This is a genomic window from Tabrizicola sp. (assembly GCF_016792905.1).
In the GTDB taxonomy this organism is placed as follows: Bacteria; Pseudomonadota; Alphaproteobacteria; order Rhodobacterales; family Rhodobacteraceae; genus Tabrizicola.
The window spans coordinates 21270-46363 of record NZ_JAEULP010000025.1 but is presented as its reverse complement, the minus strand read 5'-3'; the positions used below and the strand labels follow the sequence as shown (position 1 = coordinate 46363).

Below are 25094 nucleotides of genomic sequence, written 5' to 3'. Positions count from 1 at the left end.
AGGGGCCGGGCAGTCCGGCGTCATCGTCTGGCAGGACTGGCTCGGGTCTCTTCATACGCGCAATATGTCACATTTTTGCGCGTTACTGAAGCGGATTGGTCTGGGATCCGTCACACATGATAAGTTTGCCTTATCATGACTGTTGAACCAAAGGGGATCTGGCGATAGTCTCTTGGCGAAACCCAACGTGGCCCAGCCTGTTACTTGCCAGAATGGTGCTACCTGGTCATACTACTTCGACGGAGGATGCCATGACGATCAAAAGCTCCATCTCCCTGCGCGATGACCAACACGCCTTCGCAAAAAGCCTCGTCGATGGTGGTCGATTTCCCTCGGTCAGCGCTGTCGTCCAGCAAGGGCTCGATCTCCTGCGCCAGCAGGACGCCGATGCGCGGGCTGATCGCGCTGCCCTTCTGGCGCTGCTGACCGATCGCGCCAATGGCGCCTTCGTGTCCGGGGATGCCCTGCGCGCACAGCTTGCACATCGCCGCCCTGCCACCCGGGAATGACCGAGATTGACTGGACCGTCGTCTTCGCTGCGGGTGCGGTCGACGACCTGGCCCTGATCGAAACCCACCTGACCCGCGCCTATCGGGAGTTTGGAGAAACTCCAGCCGAAGCGGTGCGCCACGCCGGGGCGCGGATGGACGCAATCATCACCACCGCCGAGCGTCTGGCAGCGGCCCCTTTCCGGGGCGAGGCGCATGCGGAACTGATGCCGGGCCTTCGGCACCTGGCGCTGGACGGTGCGGTCTACTGGTTCATCGCCGACGCCACCACGCGGCAGGTTCGGGTTCTGGCCGTGTTCTTCGGTGGGCAGGACCACCAGCGCCATATGCTGGTGCGGCTTCTGGGCAAGACCCGGCCATGACCACCCTCGCCTTGCCTTCCTATGCCCAGTTGTCGGATGCCGACGAGGCCGCCCTGACCGATCTCTACCGGCGCGGCACGCCGCCCAACACGCTGCGCGCCTGGGAAAGGGATCTGGCCTATGTAGCGGCCTGGAAGATGGCCGCCTTCGGCCAGCCCTTGGCCTGGCCCGAGGACGAGAAGGTGGCACTTCGCTTCATCCTGGACCATGCCCAGGATCTGACCGACAGGCATGGCCCCGCCCGGGATACCGCGCTCGAACTCATCGTCCTCGGCCTCCGCGTCGCCCTCACCTGCCCTGCCCCGGCCACTCTCGACCGCCGGATCGCCAGCTGGCAGGCCTTTCATCGTATGCGGAACCTTACCTCGCCGTTCGCCGCCCCGCTCGTGCAACAGGCCCGCCAGAAGGCCCGTCGCGCCAACGCCCGACCACGGGCGCCAAAGTCGCCAAAGCCGATCACCCGTGACATCCTCGAATCCCTGCTCGCCACCTGCGACGACAGCCATCGCGGGATACGGGACCGCGCCATGCTGATGCTGGCCTTCGCCTCGGGCGGACGGCGGCGCTCGGAGGTGACGGCGCTGAACGTCGAGGACATCGGGCGCGACGACTTCGACGCCAAGGGGGTGCTCTGGATCCGGCTTCTGGAGACCAAGACAACGCGGAAGGAGCAGGCCCCGCGCCTGCCCCTGAAGGGTCGCGCGGCGCGCGCGGTGGTGCACTGGCTGGAGGTGACAGCGTTGACCGGAGGCCCCCTCTTCCGGCCCGTCAGCACCTCGGACCGTCCCCTGCCCCGTCGTCTCGCCTCCGACGCGCTGCGCACCATTCTGCGCCATCGACTTCAACTGGCAGGCATGCCGGAAGATTTTGCGACACCGCATGGCCTGCGCGCCGGATTCCTGACCCAGGCCGCTCTGGACGGCGCGCCACTGGCGGCAGCCATGAAGCTGAGCCTGCACCGCTCCGCCGTGCAGGCCCAGAAGTACTACGCCGATGTCGAAATCACCGCGAACCCGGCCACCGACCTGCTGGGCGACTGAAGCGACCCACCCCTAGGCCCTGCCGAGAAGACGCTCCAGTTCGCGCAACAGGTCATCGACCAGGACTGCGTCCACCCGCTTTCCCTCGATCCGGATGAACCAGTGCTGTCCGTCATGGCCCGAGGACAAACGCACGCCGCTCGCCAACGCGGTACTGCGCCCGCGCGGCCCCGTCGGTCGCCCACCCCGTTCAGGCCGCTGCGGCGCAGGTTCAAGCCGGTCAAGAATACCCATGAGGCGGTCCAGTTCATCCGCCGGTGTCTCGGGCGCATTCTCGGCCAGGCCGTCCCGCAACCGGGCCTCGGCCCCCTCGCGCAGTGCTGCCGCCAGGCGGAGCCCATCCTTTTCGCGCAAGGCATCCGGGAAGGACAGCATGTCGCCCAGTTCCTCGAAGATCAGCGCGAAGGAGCGGATCTTGGACCGCTTGGCCTTGGAAGCCTGGGAAAACAGCCCGTCAACGGCCGCCTCGACATTCGGAAACACCCCCTGCTGCGCCGCGATCACCGCGATGCGGCCGCGCTCGAAATGCGAAAGGCTGGAGCGGATCTCGTTTTCCTCGACCATGGCGGCGAAGGGACCCCCGAGTGAGGCCGGATCGCGCACCATGGCCTTGATCGTCGCATATTTCGCCTGCCCACTGAGCCCGCGCAGGTTCTGCACGGCGCGCAGGCGACGGTATCCGGACAGGAGACCATAGGTCGGGGTGCCCTGCCCTGTCCCGACGGTTTCAAAAACCTCGATCGGCAGGCGGAGGCCATGCGCGGCGATCGAGGTCTGCAACTCCATCAGCTCGTCGGCATCCAGCACCATGCGGTCACGCACCAGCGCGTCGGCGTCTATCAGTTCCAGCGGAATCTCGCGGATCACCAGCCCGCGCTCTTCGGCGCTGCGCAGGCGCAGGGCATCGGCCCTGTCCCGGGCCTCGACGGCGCGGTCGGCGGCGGGGCGCGGATCAAGCGCGGCGGCGGTCTCGGCCGCGACATGGGCGATCGGCGCGGCGAGCGGTGGCCGTCCCGAGGTTTCGCGGCGAAACTCGTCCTCGAGCCGCGAGAGGTCTTCCGACGAGGGAGCGACAAGGGTCTTGCGCTTGGCCATGGTCTAGCCCTTTTCCATCAGTTTCAGATCGCGCCACCAGGCACCCAGGATGACCTGCTTCACCTCGGCCCAGGTCCGGTCAAAGGTCTCGCGCCCCCGGACATAGGTATCGCGGTTGAAGTCGCGGTAATCGGTTTCGTAGATGCCGGAAACCTGCTCGCCCGCCTGGCCCACCATCGCGGTGACTTCCTGGCGGTAGGTGGTCATGAAATCACCGAAATAGGCCTGGATCACATTCGCAAGGTCCGTCTGTTGCGCCGCGTCGAAGCGGGTGATCAGCGCGCGGACCGCGTCCCATTCGAAACGCATTTCAGGCAGGCCCTGTGCGCGTCGGGTGCGGTTCTCGCCCTCTTCGATCGAGGCGAAGGTCGAATAGATCATGTCGAAGAACCGGCCCGTGCTGTCGAATTCCAGGAAGGAGGCACCAAGCGGCACCAGAAGGATATCGGCCGCGGACAGCGCGTTGATGGTGAGATAGCCCAGGGCTGGCGGGGTATCGAGCAGGATGATGTCATAGTCGTTCACGATCCCGGTTTCGGTCAGCGCCCCCCCCAGGCTGTCCCAGAGCGGCCAGTTGCGCAGCTGCATCCGCCAGACCGGGACCTGGAATTCCGCCCAGTAGAGATTGAGCTGCGCGCCGATCAGGTCGATGTTGGGCCAATGCGTCTTCTGCACGAGGTTTCGCGGCGAAACCTGCAACGCCTCGGTTAACGTTTCGTCAAGCGGGAGTTCGCCCTGACCGGCCGCCACCCGCACGGCATTCTCGGCCTGGACATGCATCGCATAGTCGCGGGCGAGGAGGGGGAAGACGGTCTGCCATTCGTCGGCCACCTTGCCGCCCATGATCGAGGTCATCGAACCCTGGCTGTCGAGGTCGATCACCAGCACCCGGTAGCCGTCGAGCGCGGCCGACATCGCCAGATGGGCGGCGGTTGAGGTCTTGCCGACGCCGCCCTTGAAGTTCGCCACCGCGACCACCTTGGCCGGCAGGCCTTCGGGGCGCCAGGCCTTGTACTCGCGCCAGCCCGCGCCTTCGGTGGCGAAATGGTCGCGCAGGGCCAGGACCTCTTCCAGCGTGAACCATTTGGCACCGCTTTCGCCCGAGCCCTGCGGAAGGTCGGGGTTCTGCTTCAGCACCCGGCGCAGATGCGCGGGATTGACCGGGATCAGGTAACGGCAGACCTCCCAGGTGGAGAACTTGCGCAGGCGCTTCTGCCCATCGGGCGCATAGCCGCGGCGGGCGAGGTCATCCCGTCCGCGGGCCGCGAAGGCAGCGGCCTTGGCGAATCGCGTGGTATCTATAGGCTGCGCCAGACGGCTGGCGGCAGCTTCGGGATCGATGCCGAAATAGGGGGGGAGGTCGTTGGAGTTTGCCATGCAGGAACCCGGATGTGCGTTGGTTCGCGTGATATGCACCGATGTCTCGCACATCTCGGGAGAAAAGGGAATCGAATTGGGCAAATCCTGCCCCAAGACCACAATATCTGGTCAAGGCAGGGGCGCTGTTTCGGGATTCTTAGAAGCTTTAAGATCTTTCCGACAGAAAAACCATTTGTAAATCAAACGATTGCGGAACTCTCGGCACCCGGCGACGGGAGGATAGGTGCCCGCATCCGGGACAAAAGGTACCAGGATACGGGATCAGGCGTGCCGATTCGCGGGAAGGTGCCGGGTGATTCGCAAATTCAGCCGGAATAGAGCCGTTTTCCGGCGGGGGAGGGCAGGGGCCGGGATCGGGGCTCCCGGAAACGGGTACCTTTCGTCCGACAGTCCTGCCCCGGATTATGGTTCCCACCACACCGTTGCCGAAGGGTACCTTTCAGGCTAGACTACCGGCGAGAGGCCCGGCAAGGGCCCGGAGCAGGAGAGGCGATGGACGACATTCCGCGCGACCAGTTGACGGGCGCCCTGCGGCGGGCAGCGGTGAAGAAGCATGTCGCGGCGATCCATGTCTCGGGCAAGCTGACGCTTCTGCAGCGGCGCCTGTCGAACGTGCTTCTTCTGAACGCCTATGACACGCTGACGACGCAAGGCGTGCACCGGATCGATGCGCGGACGCTGTGCCTGATGATCGGCTACAACAGCAACGACACCGACACGCTGAAGGCGGCTTTGCGCGGGCTGGCCGAGACCGTTGCCGAATGGGACATGCTGGACGGGGAGGGGCGCCAGGAATGGGGGGTGTCGAGCCTTCTGGCCTATGCCAAGCTGAAGGGCGGCATCTGCGAATACGGCTATTCCCCGGCCCTCGCGCAAAAGCTGCATGATCCGAAGGTCTTTGCGCTGATCAACATGAACATCCAGCGCCGCTTCACCAGCGGCCATGCGCTGGCCCTGTACGAGAACTGCTACCGTTTCGTGCGCACCGGCAGCACCGGCTGGTGGCCGATCGAGCTGTTCCGGCGGCTGATGGGGGTCGGGGACAGCGCCTATTACGAGGTGTTCAAGCAGCTGAACGCGAAGATCATCAAGCCGGCGGTCGAGGAGGTGAACCGGTCGTCGAACATCATCGTGACGCCGGAGACGCGCAAGATGGGCCGGGCAGTGACGGATATCCGCTTCCTGATCCGCGAGAACCCGCAGCTTGCAATCCTTGACCTCGACGATGGCGAGGGGGTGCGCAGGTCGCCGGTCTACGAGCGGCTGAAGGGGCTTGGCGCCTCGGACCGGCTGGCGCGCCAGTGGATCGCCGAACATGGCGAGGCGCTGTTGGTGGCGAAGCTTGACTATGTGGAAGGGCAGGGGGAGGTGCGCAACCCGGTGGGCTACCTGACGGCGGCGCTGCGGAAAGACCCGGCCGGGCCGGCCAAACCCACCCCGGCGGCGACGCCCGAGATCCAGGCAAGGGCCGAACGGCTGCGGCGGATCCAGGAGGTGGTGGCCCGGCGCACGCCGACGCAGCGCGACGCGGACCGGCGGCTGTTCCTGTCGCGGCTGGAGGGCGCGGCACGCGGCGACTTCGAGCGCTTCGGCTGGATGAGCCCCTTGAACGCCGAGGCGATCCGGGCGTTCTGGGAGGACATCCACCCCGGGCTGTTCGATGCCGCGGCGGACGAGGGCGAGGCCCCCTGACGGCAGGGTGCGAAAATGGGGCCTTCCCTGCGGCCTGTCCTGTCGGCACTGTGCGGGGCAGGCGTGGGAGTCGGCGAATGGAGCTTGGGCTTGAGCGGCAGGCGGTGATCGTCACCGGCGCGGCGAGCGGGATCGGGGCGGCGATCGCGCGGGGCCTCGCGGCCGAGGGCGTCGGCGGGCTGGTGCTGACCGACCGGGATGCCGGGGGCCTGGAGCGGGTTGCGGGTGCGCTGGGGTCGGGCCGCGCGGTGCAGCTGGTGGTGGCCGACCTGGGCGATACGGCGGCTGCGGCAACCGTGGCCGCGGCGGCGCGGGAGCGGTTCGGCCGCATCGACGGGCTGGTGAACGCGGCGGGGCTGACGACGCGGGGGTCGTTCGAGACCGGGACGGCCGCGGTCTGGGACCAGCTCTTCGCCGTCAATGCCCGGGCTGGGTTCCTGCTGATGCAGGCGGCCATTGCCGACATGCGGGCGCGCGGGGCAGGGGGGACCATCGTCAACATCCTGTCGATGAACGCCCATTGCGGCATCCCGGAACTGGCGATCTACGCGGCGACCAAGGGCGCGATGGTCACGCTGACGAAGAATGCGGCGCATGCCCACATGGCGGACCGCATCCGGGTGAACGGGATCAACCTCGGCTGGGTCGCGACCGCGGCGGAGCGGCGGATGCAGGCCGAGGTCATGGGCCGGGGGCCGGGTTGGGAGGCGGAGGCGGCGGAGGGGCTGCCGCTGGGTCGGCTGGTCACGGCCGAGGAATGCGCGCGGCTGGCAGTGTTCCTGCTGTCCGACGCCTCGGTGCCGATGAGCGGGGCGGTGATCGACCTGGAGCAGAAAGTGGCGGGGGCGATCTGATGGAGGACCCCGCCCCCCGCGATTTCGAGGCGTTGCGCGCGGCGCTGGTGGCCCGGTCCGGCACCCTGTCGAAACGTCTGGCACAGGTGGCGCAGTTCTTCCTGAACCATCCCGAGGAAGTGGCGGTGTCGACGCTGGTCCGGCTGGCCGACTTGGCGGCGGTGCCGCCGGCGACGATCACCCGCTTCGCCAAGGAGCTGGGGTTCCAGGGCTTTGCCGAGCTGCAACTGGTGTTCCGCGAGCGATTATTGGGGCCGCGCCTGCCCTATGCCGAGCGGGTGTCGGGGATCGGCGACAGCGATCTGGACCAGCCGGGCGCAGTGTTCGGCAGTTTCGTGCAGGCGGCGGTGCAATCGCTGTTGCGGATCCAGGAGGCGCTGGATCGCGACCAGCTTGCCGCTTGCGTCGAGGTGTTGGCGGCTACCGACGTGGTCCATGTCGCGGCGGCGCGGGGGGCCTTCGGGCTGGGGGCCTATACGGTCTATGGCCTGGGAAGCATCGGGCGGCGGGCGCAGCTGATCGACAATCTGGGCGCGATGCGGGGCATGCAGGTCGCGGCGATGGGGCCGGGGGATACGCTTCTGGCGATGACCTTCGACGATTACACGCCGGAGACGGTGGAGGTGGTGAAGCTGGCCGCCGCGAAGGGCAACCGGGTGCTGGTGATCACCGACAACGCGCTCAGCCCGGTGGCGGGGCTCGCGACCCATGTGCTTTATGTCAACGAGGCCAGGCTCGGGCATTTCCGCAGCCAGGTGCCCGCGATGGTGGTGGCGCAGGCGATGATCGTCGGGCTGGGGCGGCGGCTCGGCTCGGTTGGAATCGCTCAAAATCTGGAAAATGAAAATTTCGTTGCATCGACTCGGGCGATAGCCAAGGATGGCCGGGGGAGGACGTCATGATGCACAGCCGGTTCGACTTTGCGGGCGCGGATGTCGTGGTGGTCGGCGCCAGCCGTGCGGGAATCGGGGCGGCGATCGCGCGGGCGTTTCAGGACGCGGGGGCAGGGGTAGAGATCACCGGGGCCGAGCCGGAACCCGCGCCCCAGGATGCGGGGCGCTTCGGCTATAGCCAGCTTGACGTGACGGATGGGGCGGCGGTGCGGGACTTCGCCGCGCGGAAGGGTAAGGTGGATGTGCTGGTCAACTGCGCCGCGATCACCGCGCGGGGCGAGGAGATGGCGCCCGACTTCTTCGCCCATGTCGTCAACGTGAACCTGCACGGCACCTTCCGCATGGCCGAGGCCTTCCACGCCCAGCTGAAGGCGGCGAAGGGGGCGCTGATCAACATCGCCTCGATGTATGCGATGTTCGGCAGCCCGCGGAACCCGGCCTATGGCGCCTCGAAGGCCGCCGTGGTGCAGCTGACCAAGTCGCTGGCGATTGCCTGGGCCGGGGACGGCATCCGCGTGAATGCGGTCGCCCCCGGCTTCATCGTCACCCAGCAATCCGCCCGCAGCCGCACCGATCCGGCCCATGTCGCGGCGGTCAACCTCCGCACGCCGATGGGTCGCTGGGGCCAGCCCGAGGATATTGCCGGGCCGGTCCTCTTCCTTGCATCCCAGGCCGCCGGATTCATGACCGGCACCTGCCTTGCCATCGACGGGGGGTATTCCGTTGCCTGAGCTTTCCACCATCGGTGCCGCTGTCATCGGGACTGGCTTCATCGGCTCGGTTCACCTGACCACCCTGCGGCGGCTGGGGATTCCCATCGTCGGCGTCCTCGGCTCCAGCGCCGCACGGGGGGCGGACCGGGCGCGGGCGCTTGGCGTGGCAAAGGCTTATGGCTCGCTGGACGAACTTCTGGCCGACCCGGGCGTCCAGGTGGTGCATGTCACCTCGCCCAACGTCGCGCATTACGGGCAGGTCAAGGCGATCCTTTCGGCGGGCAAGCATGTCATCTGCGAAAAGCCGCTGGCGATGACCTCGGCCCAGTCGGCGGAGATGCTGGCGATGGCCAAGGCCTCGGGCAAGGTGGCGGCGGTCTGCTACAACACCCGGTTCTATCCGCTGAACCAGCACGCCCACGGCATGATGCGGGCGGGCGACCTGGGCGACCTGCGCCTGATCACCGGGCATTTCCATCAGGACTGGCTGGCCAAGGACACCGACTGGAACTGGCGGCTGGAGGCGGAGGAGGGTGGCCCGCTGCGGTCGGTCAGCGATATCGGCACGCATTGGGTGGACCTGACCAATTTCATCACCGGGCAAAAGCCGGTGTCGGTGATCGCCGAACTGGCCACCTTCATCCCCGAACGGCAGAAGCCGCTGGGGCCGGTGGAGACTTTCACCACGTCCAAGGGTGCGACCGAGACGCGGAAGATCGAGACCGACGACGCTGCGACCATCCTCCTCCGCTACGGCAATGGCGGGCGGGGGATGATGTCGACCAGCCAGGTCAGCCATGGCCGCCGGGGGCTTCTGTCATGGGACATTTCGGGTTCGAAAGCCTCGGCGGCATGGTCTGCCGAACATCCCGAGGACCTCTGGATCGGCCACCGCGAGGCGCCGAACCAGATCCTGCTTCGTGACCCCTCGTTGATGAACCCGACCGGCGCGGCGGCGGCGTTCATGCCCGGCGGCCACCCGGAAGGCTTTGCCGACACCTGGGCCGCCTTCTTCACCCAGGTCTATCGTGACGTTGCCCGTGGCGGTCGGGGGCCCGAGTCGACCTGGGCCAGCTTCGACGACGGACACTATGAGATGCTGTTCTGTGACGCCGTTCTTGCCAGTGCAGCGCGCGGGGCCTGGGTCGACGTGGCGAAAGGGTAAGGAACATTCAGATGAAGCTTGGCATCCTCACCGCCCCGTTCCCGGACACTCTGCTGGAGCAGGTCGCCGACTATGCCGTCGGTGCAGGTTTCGAGGCGCTGGAAATCGCCTGCTGGCCACAGGCTGGTGGCGAGAAGCGCCGCTATGCCGGGACCGCGCATCTGCCCATCGAGGAGATGACGCCTGCCAGGGGTTCCGAAATCATGGGGATGCTGAAGGGCAGGGGGCTGACAGTGTCGGGCCTCGGCTACTACCCCAACCCGCTCCACGCCGAGGCCAGCCACCGCGAGGCCGTCATCGGCCATCTGAAGAAAGTCATCTCCGCCGCCGGGATGATGGGCGTCGGGGTCGTCAACACCTTCGTCGGCGGCGACCGGGCGCTGACGGTCGACCAGAACTGGACCCGCGCGACCGAGATCTTCGCCCCCATCGTCGCCCATGCGCGCGACACCGGCGTGACGCTGGCCTTCGAGAACTGCCCGATGATCTTTTCCCACGACGAATGGCCGGGCGGGCACAACATCGCCTATGCCCCGCGCATCTGGCGGCGGATCTTCGAGACCTGGGGCGATGCCGTCGGCATGAACTACGACCCTTCGCACCTTGTCTGGCAGATGATCGACGCCAATCGTTTCGTCCGGGAATTCGGGGGCCGCATGGTGCATGTCCATGCCAAGGACCTGATGATCGACCGCGACGGGCTTTACGACCACGGTATCCTTTCCGCGGGGATCGGCTGGCAGATTCCCCGGATGCCCGGCCTCGGCGAGGTTGACTGGCAAGATTTCTTCGCCACCCTCTATCGCGCGGGCTACGATGGCCCCATCATCATCGAACACGAGGACCGCAATTTCGAAGGCAGCGACGACAAGATCAAACGCGGCTTCGCCCTGGCGCGGGATGTCCTGCGCCCTTACGTCAAGTAGACCAACGATAACCAACGATCTGGGAGGATCACGATGAAAAGACTGCTTCTTGGAACCGCCATGGCCATGGGCCTGGCCGGGATGGCCTCGGCGGAAGGCTACAAGATCGGCATCTCGAACACCGTGCAGGGCAACGGCTGGCGCGAGGAGATGGTCTGCGCGATGAAGGCCGAGGCGCTGGCCTCGGGCAAGGTCGAAAGCCTGAACATCGCGCATCGCAACACCGATGCGGCGGGCCAGCTGGAAGACATCCGCAACCTGATCCAGGCCGGGGTGCAGGCCATCGTCGTCAACCCGGCCAACGCCGACGGCATCAACGCGGCGATCAAGGAAGCGACCGACAAGGGCATCGTCGTCGTCGCCGTCGACCAGGCCGTGACCGAACCTTCGGCCTATATCCTGTCGAACAACCAGACCGAATATGCCTATCTGGGCGCCAAATGGCTGTTCACCCAGATGGGCGGCAAGGGCGCAGTGGTCTACATGCGCGGCGCGGCGGGCGCAGGTGCCGACAACGACCGCGACGTGGGCTTCAAGAAGGCGATGGCGGAATTCCCCGACATCACCGTGGCGCAGGAAGTCTTTACCGGCTGGCAGCAGGACCAGGGCAAGCAGCAGATCAACGACATCATTGCCGCAGGCGTGCCGTTCCAGGGCATCTGGACGAGCGGAATCGACAACGTGATCGTCGACGCGCTGGTGGAATCGGGCGCGCCGCTGGTGCCGGTGGTGGGTGCCGACAACGCGGGCTTTGTCGGGCAGCTGTCGTCGGTCGAAGGCCTGCAGGGTGCGGCCGTCACCAACCCCGGCTCGGTCGGCGGTGCGGGCGTGGCGCTGGCGATCCAGATCCTTGACGGCAAGATGCCGGCCGAGAAGACCGTGCTGGTGAACCCGGAGCTTTGGGACAACGTGAGCGAGGAAGGCAAGGCCAAGCTGGCGGCGGCGGCGAACCCGAACCTGTCGCCCGAATGGCCGGTCTCGGTCTCGATCCCCGGCTGGACCACCTACACGATGGACCAGATCATCGCCTGCAAGGGCCCGGGCGAATAAGCCTGCCCGGCTGATCCGATCCGGCCCCCGGGGGACCGACCCCGGGGGCCGCCTTTTCCTGACCGAAAGCCCGCCATGCCGGAGACTGCCGCCGTTCTTGACGCCACGGGTGTCGCCAAGCGCTTCGGCGCGGTCCAGGCGTTGAAGAACGCCTCGCTTCAGGTGGGGCCGGGGCAGGTCGTGGCGCTGATGGGCGCGAACGGCGCCGGGAAATCCACCTTCGTCAAGATCCTGACCGGCGTCCTGAAACCCGATTCCGGCCATGTCAGGATCAGGGGCCGGGAAAGCACTGTCACCAACCCGGCGGGGGCGCGGAAATGGGGGCTGGTGCCGGTCTACCAGGAACCCTCGCTGATCCCCGACCTGTCCGTCGCCGACAACCTGCGGCTTGGCGACACGGCGCTGGAGCCGTTCCGGCATTGGGTGGCCGAGCTGGGGCTGCCCGACCTTGACCCAGAGGCGATGATCCGGTCGCTGCCGCTGGCGTCGCTGCGCATCGTTGACCTTGCCCGCGCGCTGGCCATCGAGCCCGATGTCCTGCTGCTGGACGAACTGACCGCCGCCCTGCCGACCGACCTTGTCGAGCGCGTGCTGAGGACCGTCCGCGCGCAGGCCGATGCCGGGCGGTCGGTCATCTATATCTCCCACCGCTTCACCGAAATCGCCGCGATCTGCGATCGGGCGACTGTCCTGCGTGACGGGTTGACGGTGGGCGATGTCGCCATCGAACCGGGGATCGAGGAGCGCATCGTCGAAATGATGCTCGGCGGCGCCGTCGCCGCGGCGATGACCGAAACGCGGCCTGCTGGCGCGGCTTCGACGGAAACGCCACGCCTAAGCGTCCGCAACCTGAAGACCGGCACAAGGCTGACCGATGTGTCCTTCGATCTGCACAAGGGCGAGGTTCTGGGCGTCGTCGCCCTTGAGGGCCAGGGACAGGACGAGCTGTTCGACACCCTCGCCGGACAGCGCAAGGCGAGCGCCGGGACGGTCGAGGTGGACGGAGCCGCGCAGACCTTCACCCACCCGGCCGACGCCATCGCCGCCGGGCTGACCCTGGTGCCGGGCGACCGCGCCCACGCGCTGTTCATGTCCCGCTCGGTCAGGGAAAACATCGCCGTGCCGCTGCTCGCCCGCTTTCGCAACTGGGGCGCGATCCGCATGGCTGACGAGGCGGCGAAAGTGACGTCGGCCATCGAGACCCTCCAGATCGACACCCGCGCCCAGGGGGAGGTGCGCAGGCTCTCCGGCGGCAACCAGCAGAAAGTCACCATTGCCCGCTGGATCGCCAAGGGGGTGCAGACGCTCCTCCTCTTCGATCCGACGCGCGGCATCGACATCCGCACCAAGCGGCAGATCTATGCCCTTGTCCGGGATCTGGCCGATCAGGGCGCGGCGATCCTTTACTATACGTCTGAACTCGCGGAGATTCGCCTCGCCTGCGACCGGGCCGTGGTCATCTTCAACGGTCGCGTGGTGGATGTGATCGACGCGAAGGATGCCGATGAGCAGACCCTGATGCGGGCGGCCTATGGCCTGACCGAAAAGGCCCCGGCATGACGCGTCCTGTCTTCCCGTCCATCGCCCCCCCACCCTCTCCCTCCCCCACAGGGGGGGAGGGAAGCGCTTCGGGATCATGGGTTGGCGCCCGGACTGGGCAAGAAGCCCCCTCTCCTCCTCGTGGAGAGAGGGGCAGCCTGCCGGGAGTCCACCCATGAAGCGCTGGATCGAAGCGAACAGCTGGACACTGGGCCTTGCCGTCCTACTGGCCCTCCTCCTCCTTGCCACCAAGCTGATCCAGCCCGGCTTCGGCGCCTCGGGCCTCGACAGCCTCGCCCGCGCCGCGCTGCCCTTTGCGCTTGCGACCGTCGGCATGGCCATCGTCGTCATTGCCGGGGGCATCGACCTTTCCATCGCCGCGATGATGGCGGTGGCGAGCGTGACCGGGGCGGTCCTGATGCAGGGCGCCACGGATTTGCAATCCGTGGTTATCGTTCTGTGTGTCCTCCTCCTCGGACTTGCGATGGGGGCGATCAACGGCTTGCTGATCGTGGTTTCCAAGGTGCCGGACATCGTCGTCACGCTTGCCATGCTCTTCGTCTGGCAGGGTGTCGCCCTTCTGATCCTGAACGCGCCGGGAGGCGGCGCCGCGCCCTGGCTCCGCAGCATCGCGGCGGGCGGCCTGCCCTTGCCGGGCCTTGACTGGCTGCCGCGCGGGATCGTCTTCCTTGCGGTGGTCACCGCCGCGATCTGGCTGCCGATCCGCCGCTCCAAACTCGGCCTGCGCCTCTACGCCATCGGCTCCGACGCCCTTGCCGCCTTCCGGTCCGGTGTTCCCGTCGGCCAGACCCGGATCGCCGCCTACGCGCTCTGCGGCCTTTTCGCCGCGCTCGGGGGCCTGAGCGTCACCATGGGCACCGGCATCGGCGAGCCTATTCCCGGCCCCTACCTCCTCGCCTCGGTCGCCGCCGTGGTGCTGGGCGGCGTCGTGCTGGGCGGCGGCAGGGGTGGCCTTCTTGGCCCGATCCTCGCCGTCCTGATCCTGCGCACCGTGCGGATGGACCTGACCCTCCTTTCCGTCGACCCCAACGTCGCCGCGATCATCGAGGGGTCGATCATGGTCGCCGTGGTGATGTTCGGCGCGGTTCTCGCCACCCGGGGAAGACGCACATGACGATGACCGACACCCCCACCCCGCTGAACCGCCTTGGCCGCCTGATGATCGACCAGCCGCTCCTGCCGCTGATCGGCCTCCTGATCCTGCTGGTCGCCGTGCTTGCGATCCTCAACCCCGGCGTCCTCAGCATGTTCTGGGCGGGGAACACGATCAAGATCGCCATCCCGCTGGCCATGCTCGCCGCCTGCCAGACGCTGACCATGCTCACCGGCGGCATCGACCTTTCCGTCGGCACCGTCGCCACCATCGCCGCCTACCTGACCGCCACCCTGGCGCCGATGATCGGCGTGCCCCCTGCCATTGCCATCGCGCTTGCCGCCGCCGTGGTCATCGGGCTGGTGAACGGCTTCGGCATCGCCGTCTGCCGGGTGCATCCGCTGATCATGACGCTGGGCACCGCCCTGATCGCCACCGGCTGCCTGCTCGTCTACCAGCGCTATGTCATCGCGACCGGGGTGCTGATCCCGGACTTCCTGATCTGGCTCGGCACCGGCAAGACCGGCGGCCTGCCGAACAGCCTGGTCCTGTTCGTGCCCTTTGCCGCGCTGATCATCTGGGCGCAGCGCCGCAGCGGGTTCGGGCGGCTCCTTTATGCCATCGGCGCGAACGAGGCGGCGGCGCGATTGTCCGGCGTCCGCGTCTGGCAGGTGCATCTGGCGCTTTACACCCTGTCGAGCCTGATCGCCGGGGTGACGGGGCTCTTGTATCTGGGGCAGATCAAGACCGCCTCGCTCTCGCTCGCCCTGCCCCTCGACCTGCCCTCGGTCGCCGCAGCCGTCATCGGCGGCACCTCGATCTTCGGCGGTCGCGGCGGCTTCGGCGGCACCATCGTCGGGGCGCTGATCCTGACGGTGCTGACCTCGATGCTGACCCTGATGCAGATTCCCGAAGGCGGGCGGCGCATCCTGTTCGGCCTCATCATCCTTGCCGTCACCGCGCTTTTCATCCGTCTGACCGACCGCAGCTGAAAGGGGTTTTCATGGAAAGGTTCCGCATCGTCGGCATCAGCTTTGACCACATGCATATGGGCGACCTGTTGCGCTGCGTGCAGGACCACCCCGACGCCGAGATCGCGGGCATCTTCGACCCCGACCGCAGCACCATGCAACGCGCCATCGACACCTTCGGTATCCCCGAAGATCGCGTGTTCACCGACTTCGACACCTGCATGGACGCGACTCAGCCCGACCTCGCCATCCTCTGCGCCGCCACCGCCGACCATGCCGACTACACCCGACGCCTCGCGGCCTACGGCGTGCATGTCTTCGTCGAAAAGCCCTTCGCCGGATCGGTCGCCGATGCCCGGGCGATGATCGAGGCGGTGAAGCCCACCGGCAAGTATCTCGCGATCAACTGGCCGCTGCGCTGGGTCGAAAGCCATGTCACTGCCAAGCGCCTGGTCGACGAAGGAATGATCGGCGAGGTGATCGAGATCCATTCGTATGGCGGCAACCGGGGGCCGCTCTACCACCTTGCCGACAAGATCGAGGTCACGCGCGAGGAGGTGGAGCGGCAGAAGCCGACCTCCTGGTGGTACAAGCGCGCCTCCGGCGGCGGCAGCCTGCTCGACTACCTCGGCTATGGCGCGACGCTGGGAACCTGGTACCGGAACGGCGAGGCGCCGCTGGAAGTCACCTGCGTCACCGACGAGACGCCGGGGATCGAGGTCGACCAGCACGCCATCGTCGTTTGCCGCTACCGGAAGGGCCTGTCGAAGATGGAGACCCGCTGGGGCACCTTCACCGATCCCTGGGTGATCCAGCCGCAACCGAAATGCGGCTTCGTGCTGGTGGGGACGGAAGGGACGATCGCCAGCTGGGACTATGCCGACCATGTCACCGTGCAGACCCGCGCGAACCCCGAACCGCATCCGATCCCGGCGGACCCCTTGCCGGCGGGGGGGCGCAATGCCATCGAATATGTCCTTGGCTGCATCGCGCGCGGTGCACCCCTGACCGGCCCCCTGGACCCCGCCGTCAGCCTGACCGGCCAGCGCATCGTCGACACCGCCGCCCTGTCCGCGCGCGAAAAGCGCACATTGCCGCTTGTGCCATGAGCGAACCCGACGCCGACACCTATGCCCTGAAGTCGGCGGTGCTGGCCGAGGTTCCGGCCCCCGACCTGCCCTGGCTGCCGCCGATGCCGCGCCAGTATCGGCCCCGGATCGGGATCATCGGGGCCGGGGGGATCGTCGGCGCGCATCTCGACGCCTACCGCACGGCAGGCTGGGAGGTCGCAGCGATCTGCAACCGGACTCTGGCGAAGGCCAAAGCCAAGGCTGCCGAGTTCGCTCCCGGTGCCCGCGTCACCGACCGCTGGCAGGATGTCCTGTCCGACCCCGCCATCGACGTGGTCGACATCACCCCCCACCCCGCCGACCGGCTGCCGATCATCGAGGCGGCGCTGCGGGCGGGCAAGCATGTGCTGTCGCAGAAACCCTTCGTTCTGGACCTGGCCGAGGGGCAAAGGCTGGTCGATCTGGCCCGTGCGCAGGGTGTGAAGCTGGCGGTAAACCAGAACGGCCGCTGGGCGCCGCATCTGGCCTGGATGCGCGAGGCGGTGCGGGCCGGGGTGGTCGGCGAGGTGATCAGCGTCCATGCCAGCATCCACTGGAACCACGGCTGGATTGCGGGAACGCCGTTCGAGAAGATCGAGGATCTGATCCTCTACGATTTCGGCATCCACTGGTTCGACTTCCTGCACAGCATTGTGGGTGCCCGTGCCCACGCGATCATTGCGACCGCCGCCAGGGCGAGCGGGCAAATGGCCGCCGCACCGCTTCTGGCGCAGGTGCTGGTGCAGATGGAGGGCGGACAGGCCTCGCTGGTCTTTGACGGGGCGACAGCCTTCGGGCCACGCGACACCACCTTCATCGCAGGCACGCGCGGCAGCCTGATGAGCGATGGTCCGGATCTTGGCCGACAGGATGTCACGCTGACGACCGCCGCCGGACGCGCCCGGCCGCTCCTGTCCGGCACCTGGTTCAACGACGGGTTTCGCGGCGCCATGGGAGCGCTTCTGGTGGCCATCGAGGACGATACCGAGCCCGCGAACGGGGCGGCGGAGAACCTTGGCAGCCTTGCGCTTGCCTTCGCGGCCATCGAATCCCGCCGGACCGGACGTGAGGTTGCGGTTGGAACCGCGATGCGCCTGCCGATGTGATCCCGGCCAGGCGCTGCCCGGCACGAGTTGGGCCGGGCAAGAACTTTCTCTGCGGGAGTCCGCGCCGCTTCCGGGGGCAGTCGCGGAAAGGGTGGGTGCAACTGGTGCCTTTCTGTGAGCGGCTTTCGGGATTGGCGCCCAAAGGATGAATTCATCGAAACTGGCGATGAAACCGAACGAAATTCTGCGTTGGACGGTGAAATGAGAACGGGGCATCTGTCAGGGGCAACAGGAGCGCCCGATGACGATTTCCCTTTCGCTGCCGCGCCAGAGCCCGGCTTCCCGCTTTGCACCCGGTCTTCTGCTGACCGCGGGCATCGTCGTCGCGGCGTTTACCCTGCGCCTGGTTCCGGCGCTGTCGATGTTCAGCCCGCTGATCCTTGCGGTGGTCCTCGGCGTGGGGCTCCGCAATGCCCTGGGCCTTCCCGCCGCCGCGCTGCCCGGCATGCAGTTCGCGCTGCGCCGCCTGCTGCGGCTGGGAATCGTGACGCTTGGCCTGCAACTGACGCTGTCCCAGATTGCCGAAGTGGGGCTGACCGGCGTGGCCATCATCGTCACCGGGCTTTGCGCCACCTTCGGCTTCACCACGCTCGCCGGGCGCGCCTTGGGGGTCCCGGCCAACCTGACGCGGCTGATCGCCACCGGCACTTCGGTCTGCGGCGCTTCGGCGGTGCTTGCGGCCCACGCCGTCGGCGGCAAGAGCGACGAGGACGTGGCCTATGCCATTGCCTGCGTCACGCTGTTCGGCACCGCCGCAATGCTGGTCTTACCCTTGCTGGGGCAGGGGCTTGACCCCCGCGCCTACGGGCTGTGGACCGGGGCGTCGATCCACGAGGTCGCGCAGGTCGTGGCCGCAGGCGCGCAGCACGGGCCCGAAGCGGCGGCCTTCGCCACCATCTCCAAGCTGACGCGGGTCGCGCTGCTGGCGCCACTGATCCTGCTGATGGCGCGGGCGCAAGGGTCGGAGAGCCGCGCGCCGTTTCCGCTGTTCGTCCTGGGCTTTCTGGTCTTGGTGCTTGTCGCCTCGTCAGGGCTGGTTCCGGCATCGGTGACGGCCGCCTCGGTGCCGTTGACGCAGGGCCTTCTGGCCATGGGTCTTGCCGCGATGGGCCTGCAGACCGATGTCCGCCGGCTGGCCGCCCGGGGCCTGCGACCGCTTGCGCTGGGGGCGCTGGCCTCGGTGTTCATCGCCGGGCTGACGCTTGCCTTGGTGCGGATCGCTGCCTAGCCTGCCCGCATGACGCTTGAACAACTGCGCATCTTCTTGGCCGTCGCCGAGCGCGAGCATGTCACCCGCGCCGCCGAGGCGCTGAACCTGACGCAATCGGCGACCTCTGCCGCCATCGCGGCGCTTGAGGCGCGACACGGCACCCGGCTTTTCGAGCGGATCGGGCGCGGGATCCGGCTGACGGCGGCGGCCCGCGCCTTCCTGCCCGAAGCGCGCGCGGTGCTGGCGCGGGCCGCCGCAGCCGAGCGGGTGCTGGACGATCACGCCAGCCTTGCGCGCGGCAGCCTGTCCCTTGCCGCCAGCCAGACGCTGGCAAGCTGGTGGCTGCCGCCCCGGATGGTGCAGTTCCATCGCCGCTATCCGGGCGTCCGGCTTGACCTGATCCAGGGCAATTCCGACCAGATCGTGGCCGAGGTCGAAAGCCTGCAGGCCGACCTTGGTTTCATCGAGGGAGGCGCCCCGGTTCCGCATCTGGTCGACCGAGAGATCGGGCGGGACGAGCTGTATCTTGTGGTCGCGGCGGGTCATCCCTGGGCCGTGCAGGCGCCCGGCCCGGCCGAACTGGCACAGGGGCCGTGGATCATGCGGGAAAGGGGCTCGGGCACACGGGCGCGGATGGACGAGGCCATGGCCGAGCTTGGCCTGTCGCCACAGGCCGCGCTGGAGTTTCCCTCGAACGAAGCGGTTCGTGCCGGGGTGCTTGCGGGCGGCGGGGCGACGCTGCTGTCGCGGTTGGTGGCGGAAGATGACCTGATCTCGGGCCGCCTTGTCCGGCTGGACAGTCGCCCGGCGCTGCGCGCCTTCCGGCTTATCCGTCACCCCGAACGCCACCTGACCGAAGCGGCGCGGGCGTTTCTGGACCTGGTGCTGCCGGACACGGACGATCAGGCGCAGGGACGCGACGAATCGCCCTGATCCTGCCGGGCGACGCCGCCGTGCGTCGGATGGCCCCCGCCCGTGGTCGGGCAGGGGCCCCGATGCTTACTTGAGGGTGGCGAGATAGGCCGCGATGTCGGCAGCTTCCTCCGGTTTGGGCAGTTTGAAGCTCATCTTCGATTTGGCGGCAGCGTCGCCGCTCGCCGCCTCGACCCAGGCGGTCGGATCGGCGAGGTAGGTGGCAATCTGCGCCTCGTCCCAGACGGTGCCCTTGGCGTTCACTTCAAGCAGCCCCTCGCCATACTTGAAATCGGGGGCCGAGCCGGCGACCCGTCCGACGACGCCCCAGAGGTTCGGGCCGGTCTTGCCACCCTTCTGCACTTCGGTGCCATCGGGCGCGATGATCGAGTGGCAGGACTTGCACTTCTTGAAGCTGTCCTCGCCCTTGGCCGGGTCGGCGGCGAAGGCGGGCGTGGCCAGGGCAAGGGCAACGAGGGGGAGCAATCGTGTCAACATGGGCTTTCCTTTCCGGTTTGCTGGATGGGTCATTGGCACGAGGGATACGACACGGCCTTGACTTAGGTCAGGTTTGCTCGGCCTCGGCGATCAGTCCGGCGACCCAGCGCGCCGCAAGCCAGGTTGCGGGCAGGCCCAAAGGAACCGAAAGCCAGAGTGCCGTCAACGGGGCGATTGTGGGCAATCCCACCGAAAGGCCGATCAGCCCGAGAAGGAACAGGTTGATCGCCACTGCCGCCGTGGCAAAAGGCCATAGCATTGCCGTCAGCCGCCAGGAGGGCCTAGTGGCTGGTGCCGTCTTCGAAGGTGATCTTGTTCCAGACATTGTATTTCCCTGACGGCTTAACCATCGGCAGGCGCTTCAGTTCCACGAAAGTTGCGGCGTCGTAGACGATGACCGCCCCATCCATTTCCCAGATCGACACGAGGGCATACTTGCCGTCCTTGGTGAACTCTGTATGGGCGACGGTCTTGCCCGGTTCCGGCTTCAGCACCTTGACCACCTCCAGCGACTGCTTGTCGATGATGTGCATCTCGCCCTTGTGCTCTCCGGTGAAGACATCGGCCCAGAGATAGGGCGTGCCGTCATGGCTGCGCAGGAAGAAGCCGGGGCCGGAGGTCTCGATGGTCTTTATAAGGCTCCAGTCCTCCATGTCGATCACGCTGATTCTGCCCTCGTTCAGGTGCGGGATGGCGACGACGCGGTGGCCGTTCCTTTCCCAGCTGATTCCCGACCCCAGGTGCGGCATGCCGGGCAGGGGCAGGCTGGCGATTTCGCGCCCGACGTCGAGGTTGACGACGACGCCGGTCTCGCCCTCGCGGTTGGCGCCGATCAGCTCGCGGTAGTCGGGGGAGAAGAAGAAATCGTCGAGCGGGGACGAGATTTCGATCCGGCGGCGGGCGAACAGACCCTTCTCGGCCCCCATCACCTCTTCCATGCCGTTTTCGTTGTTGTGGACGAAGCCTTCGGTATAGGGCCCGCCGTCTTCGGTGAAGGCGACCTCCCAGATCTCGGCCACATCCTTCAGCGCCAGGACGAAGGTGCCGCGTTCCGGCGCCTGGTAGACGGCGGAGACGCGCGAGGCCTCGCCGTTGCGGCCCTTGACGTCGAAGACCTTGGCGACGGTCAGGTCGGTGGCGTTCAGGATGGTCAGGGTGTTCGGCAGGTAGTTGGCCACCGCCAGGTATTTCCCGTCGGAACTCATCGCGATGTTGCGGCTGTTGAGGCCCGCGCGGACCCGGCCCACTTCGTGCAGCGACCAGATGTCATACTTCTGCACCCAGCCATCGCGCGACATGACGAAGACGAAGCGCCCGTCGGAGGAAAACTTCGGCCCGCCGTGCACGGCGAAGGGGGTCTCGAAGCGGTCGAGCACGTCGAACGTATCGCCGTCGAGGACGGAGATGTGGCTGTCGCCGGTTTCGACCACGAGGGTGATGTTCATCGGGTCGGCTTTGAAGACCGGGGCGGCGGCGGGGGTGTAGTCGTCGCGCAACGAGCGCGAGGCGGCGATCTCGGCCTCGCCCCAGACCGGGGCCACCAGCGGCTGGCTGATGAAATCGGCGACAGCGGTGATTTCCTCCGGTTTCAGCGTGTCCTTGAAGGCGGGCATCTGCGTCATCGCCCGGCCCTCGGCGATGGTGGCGGCGAGCTTCTCGCCCTTGAGCCGCCCCAGGCTTTCCGGGATCAGCGCCGGGCCCTTGCCACCAAGCCGCGTCTCCGCGTGGCAGGAGGAGCAGAGGTCGGCATAGATCGTCGCGCCGTCGGGTTGGGCGAGGGCGGGGGTGGTGAGAAGCGCCAGCAGCCTAAAGGAAACGATGTTCGGGATCATGGCTCTTTCCCCGGAAGGGGCTGACTGCGATGCGGTCGGCCTCGTCCACCCCGATCTCGGCGTTGGTCAGGTAGCAGGCGGGGTCTTCCGCCCAGGGGTCGCCCGTGACTTGCAGGGCGCGGATGCGGGTGTTGCCGCCGCAGATGTCCTTGAAGGCGCAGGCGCCGCAGCGGCCTTTCAGCGGGCGGGGGCGCTGGCGCAGGGTGGCGAGCATCGGGTCGGCCCCGGTCCAGAGCGTGCTGAACGGCGTGTCCTTGACGCTGCCGACCGTGTAGTCGGACCAGTAGGTATCCGGGTGGACCTTGCCCTGCGGGTCGATGTTGGCCACGCCCAGACCGCTGGAATTGCCGCCCCAGGCCTCGAGGTGCTGCGCCACATGGGCGGCGCGCTGCGAGGGGAAGTTGCGTTCGACCCAGCGCAGGAACCAGACCGCATCGGCGTCGTTGTTGCCGGTCACGATTTCCAAGGGCTGATCCTCGGCCACGGCGACCCAGGCGCGGTCGATCAGCTGGTCCATCGCCTTCCGCGTCCGCGCGCGCGCGGTATCCTCGCCCCGGTTCTTGTTCCCGCGGCCGGCGTAGACGAGGTGCGACAGGTAGAACTTGTCCACCCCTTCCGCATCGCAGAGGTCGATCATCGCGGGCAGCATGTCGGCGTTGTCCTCGGTGATGGTGAAGCGCAGGCCCACCTTGACCCCCCTGGCCTTGCAGGCGCGCACCCCTGCCAGCGCCGCATCATAGGCCCCGTCGACGCCCCGGAACCAGTCGTTCATCTGGCCGATCCCGTCCAGCGAGATGCCGACATAGTCGAAGTCCAGCTCGACCAGCCGGTCGATGTGCTCGGCCACCCTGGTGCCGTTCGTCGACAGCGACAGATGCCGGAACCCCAACTCCCGCGCCCGCTCGGCAAGGGGGAAGAAGTCGAACCGCGACAGCGGCTCGCCCCCCGACAGGATCAGCGCCGGGATGCCGAAGCCCGCAAGGTCGTCCAGCACCCCCATCGCCTGCTCATGGCTCAGCTCACCCGGAAACGGCACGTCGGCGCTGGTGGTGTAGCAGTGCCGACAGCGCAGGTTGCAGGTGCGGGTCAGGTTCCAGATCACCACCGGCTTGACCGGACCCGACCGGCGGCGGACTGGCGTCGGATGCACGAGTTCGCGCATGTATTGCGTCAGGCGGAACATCAGCCTTCTCCGGCAAGGCGCATGCCCGATTTCTTCAGGATGCGGGTGGAATAGAGGATGTCGTTTGTCCGGCAGGCGGGGCCGAGCAGGGCGGCAACTTCCAGGCGCTTCGCCTCGACCTCGTCGCGGCTCTGGCCATGCAGCATCGCGAAGAGGTTGTAGGGCCAGTCGGGCAGGGCGCGCGGCCGCAGGTAGCAATGCGAGACGAAGGGCAGGGCGCCCACCTGCGCGCCAAGCGCTTCTGACCGTGCATCGTCCAGGTCCCAGACGCTCATCCCGTTGGCGGCCATCCCCAGCGCATAGTGGTTCGGCGCCAGCGCCACGCGACGGATCACGCCGTCGTCCTGCATCGCCTGCATCCGGGCGATGACCTCGTTCTCCGGCAGGAACAGCCAGCGCGCGACTTCCTCGAACGGATGTGGCGTCAGCGGCAGGCCGGAAGCCGTCGCCTTCAGGATCCGCCGGTCGGTCGCGTCAAGGGTCGCAGGGGGGGTCATGCCTCTACCCGAAAGCCTATGAAAAACTCTTTCATTTTCGGAAAGCGGAGCACCGTCAGCCCCGCCTCCCGCTCGATCCGCTCGGCTGCTTCCGCGATTTGCCCGGGCCGTTCGCAGGCCAGGACGAACCACATGTTCAGCTTGTGCTGGCGTTCATAATTATGCGCGACCTCGGGATGGGCATTGACCAAAGTCATGACCTCGTCGAAGCGGCCCTCCGGCACCGCCATGGCGCAGAGGCAGAAGGCCCCGCCCATCGCCTCGGCATCAAGGAAGGGGCCGAAGCGGGTGATCGCGCCGATCTCGCGCAGATGGGTGATGCGGTCGACGACTTCGGTCTCGGGGATGCCCGCCTCGGCGGCGACGGCGGCAAAGGGGGCATGGACCAGCGGCAGGCCGTCCTGCAGGCGGTTGATCAAGAGACGGTCGGTCCGGTCCAGGGCGTCCGGGGGAAGGGTGGTGCGCATCAGGCGGCCTCCGACAATCTGGCCCCGGACTGCTTGAAGCAGCGGGTGGAAAAGAGGATGCGGTGCTCGACCCCGGCCAGTTGGGGCAGGGTGCGGGCGGTGTCCAGCACGGCCAGCGCTTCGGGGCGCGAGCGGCCGTGGATCATGCAGTACAGGCGATACGGCCAGAGACCCGGAACCGGGCGGCGTTCATAGGCGAGCGTGACGCCGGGCAGGGTGGCCAGCGCGTGTCCTGCGGCTTCCGTCCGGTCTGCGGGCACATCCCAGACCACCATCGCGTTGGCGGTGAACCCCAGCGCGCGATGCCGGACGATGACGCCCAGCCGGGTCAGGATGCCCGCAGCCAGCAGGACCCCGATACGCGAGAGGACGGCGGTCTCATCCCGCCCCAGCCGCAGGGCCAGCGCGGCCCAGGGCCGGGGAGTAAGGTCGAGCCCCCGGCTGAGGGCGTCGAGAAGCGGCCGGTCATTCGCGCGCAGGACGGCGGTTTCCACCCCGCGCCCGACGGGCATCGTGACCGGGCTTCCCGCCAGCGGAAAACCGAGGTCGATGTTGAACGGGCGCACGAGGCGCAGGTCGAGAAGGGGGAGGCCGGTTGCATTTTCAATCCGGGCCAGCATCGCGGCAAGCGCGTTGGCATCCGGTGCGGTGGCGACGAACCACAGGTTCCACTCGGCCTCGCGCAGGTAGGAATGATTGACGCCGGACTCGGCCCCGACAAGGGCTGCGACCTCCTCGATCCGGTCTTCCGGGACCGCCAGCGCGGCGAGGGTGGAGGCCCCCGCGGTGTTGGGCCGGACCGTGCCGCCGACGCGGGTAATCCGGCCCGCGGCCTGCATCCGGGACAGGCGCTCGATCACTTCCGTTTCGCTCAGCCCCAGTCTTTCGGCGATCCGCGCGAAGGGGTGGCTGACCAGTGGGAAGTCCCGCTGGAACCCGTCGAGAAGCGCAAGGTCGATGGGGTCGATCCGGTCCAT

General features: G+C 67.4%; 26 protein-coding genes. 17 read left to right on the top strand and 9 right to left on the bottom strand.

Annotated features, from left to right (window positions below; translation table 11 throughout):
* Positions 1 to 251: 251 nt before the first annotated feature.
* The 3 genes from JNL31_RS05000 to JNL31_RS04990 are packed head-to-tail and all read left to right on the top strand — an operon-like array spanning position 252 to position 1911.
* Complete coding sequence (locus tag JNL31_RS05000; protein ID WP_294970701.1) at positions 252 to 509, top strand: type II toxin-antitoxin system ParD family antitoxin; 258 nt, start codon at positions 252 to 254, stop codon at positions 507 to 509.
* Positions 506 to 871 carry a type II toxin-antitoxin system RelE/ParE family toxin gene (locus JNL31_RS04995; RefSeq protein ID WP_294970699.1) on the top strand — a complete coding sequence of 122 codons (366 nt, stop codon included), beginning with the start codon at positions 506 to 508 and terminating at the stop codon, positions 869 to 871. The genes JNL31_RS05000 and JNL31_RS04995 overlap by 4 nt, the downstream gene beginning before the upstream one ends.
* Entirely contained in the window at positions 868 to 1911 is a 1044-nt protein-coding gene (locus JNL31_RS04990; protein WP_294970698.1) for a tyrosine-type recombinase/integrase, read from the top strand. The genes JNL31_RS04995 and JNL31_RS04990 overlap by 4 nt, the downstream gene beginning before the upstream one ends.
* Before the next feature lie 12 nt (positions 1912 to 1923).
* Here JNL31_RS04990 and JNL31_RS04985 read toward each other — a convergent pair whose 3' ends face one another.
* Positions 1924 to 3006, bottom strand: a complete 1083-nt coding sequence (locus JNL31_RS04985; RefSeq protein WP_294970696.1) for a ParB/RepB/Spo0J family partition protein — start codon at positions 3004 to 3006, stop codon at positions 1924 to 1926.
* Between the two features lie 3 nt (positions 3007 to 3009).
* On the bottom strand, positions 3010 to 4383 hold the full coding sequence (locus tag JNL31_RS04980) for an AAA family ATPase (RefSeq protein ID WP_294970695.1): 1374 nt from the start codon (positions 4381 to 4383) through the stop codon (positions 3010 to 3012).
* A 495-nt stretch (positions 4384 to 4878) separates the two neighbouring features.
* Here JNL31_RS04980 and JNL31_RS04975 point away from each other — a divergent pair, with 495 nt between their 5' ends.
* From JNL31_RS04975 to JNL31_RS04910, 14 genes are all read left to right on the top strand, one after another.
* The gene (locus JNL31_RS04975; protein ID WP_294970693.1) at positions 4879 to 6078 is read left to right on the top strand and encodes a replication initiation protein; all 1200 of its coding nucleotides are present in this window, start codon (positions 4879 to 4881) and stop codon (positions 6076 to 6078) included.
* Positions 6079 to 6155: 77 nt separating this feature from the next.
* Positions 6156 to 6932 carry an oxidoreductase gene (locus tag JNL31_RS04970; RefSeq protein ID WP_294970692.1) on the top strand — a complete coding sequence of 259 codons (777 nt, stop codon included), beginning with the start codon at positions 6156 to 6158 and terminating at the stop codon, positions 6930 to 6932.
* Positions 6932 to 7834: a MurR/RpiR family transcriptional regulator gene (locus JNL31_RS04965; RefSeq protein ID WP_294970690.1), complete on the top strand. Its 903-nt coding sequence runs from the start codon at positions 6932 to 6934 to the stop codon at positions 7832 to 7834. The genes JNL31_RS04970 and JNL31_RS04965 overlap by 1 nt, the downstream gene beginning before the upstream one ends.
* Entirely contained in the window at positions 7831 to 8556 is a 726-nt protein-coding gene (locus JNL31_RS04960) for an SDR family NAD(P)-dependent oxidoreductase (protein WP_294970688.1), read from the top strand. Before JNL31_RS04965 ends, JNL31_RS04960 begins: the two co-directional genes overlap by 4 nt.
* Positions 8549 to 9703 carry a Gfo/Idh/MocA family oxidoreductase gene (locus tag JNL31_RS04955; RefSeq protein ID WP_294970686.1) on the top strand — a complete coding sequence of 385 codons (1155 nt, stop codon included), beginning with the start codon at positions 8549 to 8551 and terminating at the stop codon, positions 9701 to 9703. Before JNL31_RS04960 ends, JNL31_RS04955 begins: the two co-directional genes overlap by 8 nt.
* Before the next feature lie 11 nt (positions 9704 to 9714).
* Positions 9715 to 10629, top strand: coding sequence for a sugar phosphate isomerase/epimerase (locus tag JNL31_RS04950; protein ID WP_294970684.1), 915 nt, complete (start codon positions 9715 to 9717; stop codon positions 10627 to 10629).
* 33 nt (positions 10630 to 10662) lie between these two features.
* The gene (locus JNL31_RS04945) at positions 10663 to 11679 is read left to right on the top strand and encodes a substrate-binding domain-containing protein (RefSeq protein WP_294970682.1); all 1017 of its coding nucleotides are present in this window, start codon (positions 10663 to 10665) and stop codon (positions 11677 to 11679) included.
* A 75-nt stretch (positions 11680 to 11754) separates the two neighbouring features.
* Entirely contained in the window at positions 11755 to 13239 is a 1485-nt protein-coding gene (locus JNL31_RS04940; RefSeq protein ID WP_294970680.1) for a sugar ABC transporter ATP-binding protein, read from the top strand.
* A gap of 154 nt (positions 13240 to 13393) precedes the next feature.
* On the top strand, positions 13394 to 14353 hold the full coding sequence (locus tag JNL31_RS04935; RefSeq protein ID WP_294970678.1) for an ABC transporter permease: 960 nt from the start codon (positions 13394 to 13396) through the stop codon (positions 14351 to 14353).
* Positions 14350 to 15324 carry an ABC transporter permease gene (locus tag JNL31_RS04930; protein WP_294970676.1) on the top strand — a complete coding sequence of 325 codons (975 nt, stop codon included), beginning with the start codon at positions 14350 to 14352 and terminating at the stop codon, positions 15322 to 15324. Before JNL31_RS04935 ends, JNL31_RS04930 begins: the two co-directional genes overlap by 4 nt.
* Positions 15325 to 15335: 11 nt before the next feature.
* Complete coding sequence (locus tag JNL31_RS04925) at positions 15336 to 16412, top strand: Gfo/Idh/MocA family oxidoreductase (protein ID WP_294970674.1); 1077 nt, start codon at positions 15336 to 15338, stop codon at positions 16410 to 16412.
* Positions 16409 to 17518: a Gfo/Idh/MocA family oxidoreductase gene (locus tag JNL31_RS04920; RefSeq protein ID WP_294970673.1), complete on the top strand. Its 1110-nt coding sequence runs from the start codon at positions 16409 to 16411 to the stop codon at positions 17516 to 17518. Before JNL31_RS04925 ends, JNL31_RS04920 begins: the two co-directional genes overlap by 4 nt.
* Positions 17519 to 17759: 241 nt before the next feature.
* Positions 17760 to 18746 (top strand): putative sulfate exporter family transporter, encoded by a 987-nt coding sequence (locus JNL31_RS04915; protein ID WP_294970671.1) that lies wholly within the window; start codon positions 17760 to 17762, stop codon positions 18744 to 18746.
* A gap of 9 nt (positions 18747 to 18755) precedes the next feature.
* Positions 18756 to 19661 carry a LysR family transcriptional regulator gene (locus JNL31_RS04910; protein ID WP_294970670.1) on the top strand — a complete coding sequence of 302 codons (906 nt, stop codon included), beginning with the start codon at positions 18756 to 18758 and terminating at the stop codon, positions 19659 to 19661.
* 66 nt (positions 19662 to 19727) lie between these two features.
* On the opposite strand, the gene JNL31_RS04905 is transcribed toward JNL31_RS04910, so the two are convergent.
* The 7 genes from JNL31_RS04905 to JNL31_RS04875 form a co-directional block, all read right to left on the bottom strand.
* Positions 19728 to 20138: a c-type cytochrome gene (locus JNL31_RS04905; RefSeq protein WP_294970669.1), complete on the bottom strand. Its 411-nt coding sequence runs from the start codon at positions 20136 to 20138 to the stop codon at positions 19728 to 19730.
* Between the two features lie 67 nt (positions 20139 to 20205).
* Positions 20206 to 20370, bottom strand: coding sequence for a hypothetical protein (locus tag JNL31_RS19125; protein ID WP_366928917.1), 165 nt, complete (start codon positions 20368 to 20370; stop codon positions 20206 to 20208).
* Between the two features lie 49 nt (positions 20371 to 20419).
* Positions 20420 to 21970, bottom strand: coding sequence for a nitrite reductase (locus JNL31_RS04895; RefSeq protein ID WP_294970665.1), 1551 nt, complete (start codon positions 21968 to 21970; stop codon positions 20420 to 20422).
* The gene (nirJ, locus tag JNL31_RS04890) at positions 21945 to 23153 is read right to left on the bottom strand and encodes a heme d1 biosynthesis radical SAM protein NirJ (protein ID WP_294970663.1); all 1209 of its coding nucleotides are present in this window, start codon (positions 23151 to 23153) and stop codon (positions 21945 to 21947) included. The genes JNL31_RS04895 and nirJ overlap by 26 nt, the downstream gene beginning before the upstream one ends.
* Positions 23153 to 23650, bottom strand: coding sequence for an Lrp/AsnC family transcriptional regulator (locus JNL31_RS04885; protein ID WP_294970661.1), 498 nt, complete (start codon positions 23648 to 23650; stop codon positions 23153 to 23155). Before JNL31_RS04885 ends, nirJ begins: the two co-directional genes overlap by 1 nt.
* A complete protein-coding gene (locus tag JNL31_RS04880) occupies positions 23647 to 24117 on the bottom strand; it encodes an AsnC family transcriptional regulator (protein WP_294970659.1) in 471 nt (156 codons plus the stop codon). The genes JNL31_RS04885 and JNL31_RS04880 overlap by 4 nt, the downstream gene beginning before the upstream one ends.
* Complete coding sequence (locus tag JNL31_RS04875; protein ID WP_294970657.1) at positions 24117 to 25094, bottom strand: AsnC family transcriptional regulator; 978 nt, start codon at positions 25092 to 25094, stop codon at positions 24117 to 24119. Before JNL31_RS04875 ends, JNL31_RS04880 begins: the two co-directional genes overlap by 1 nt.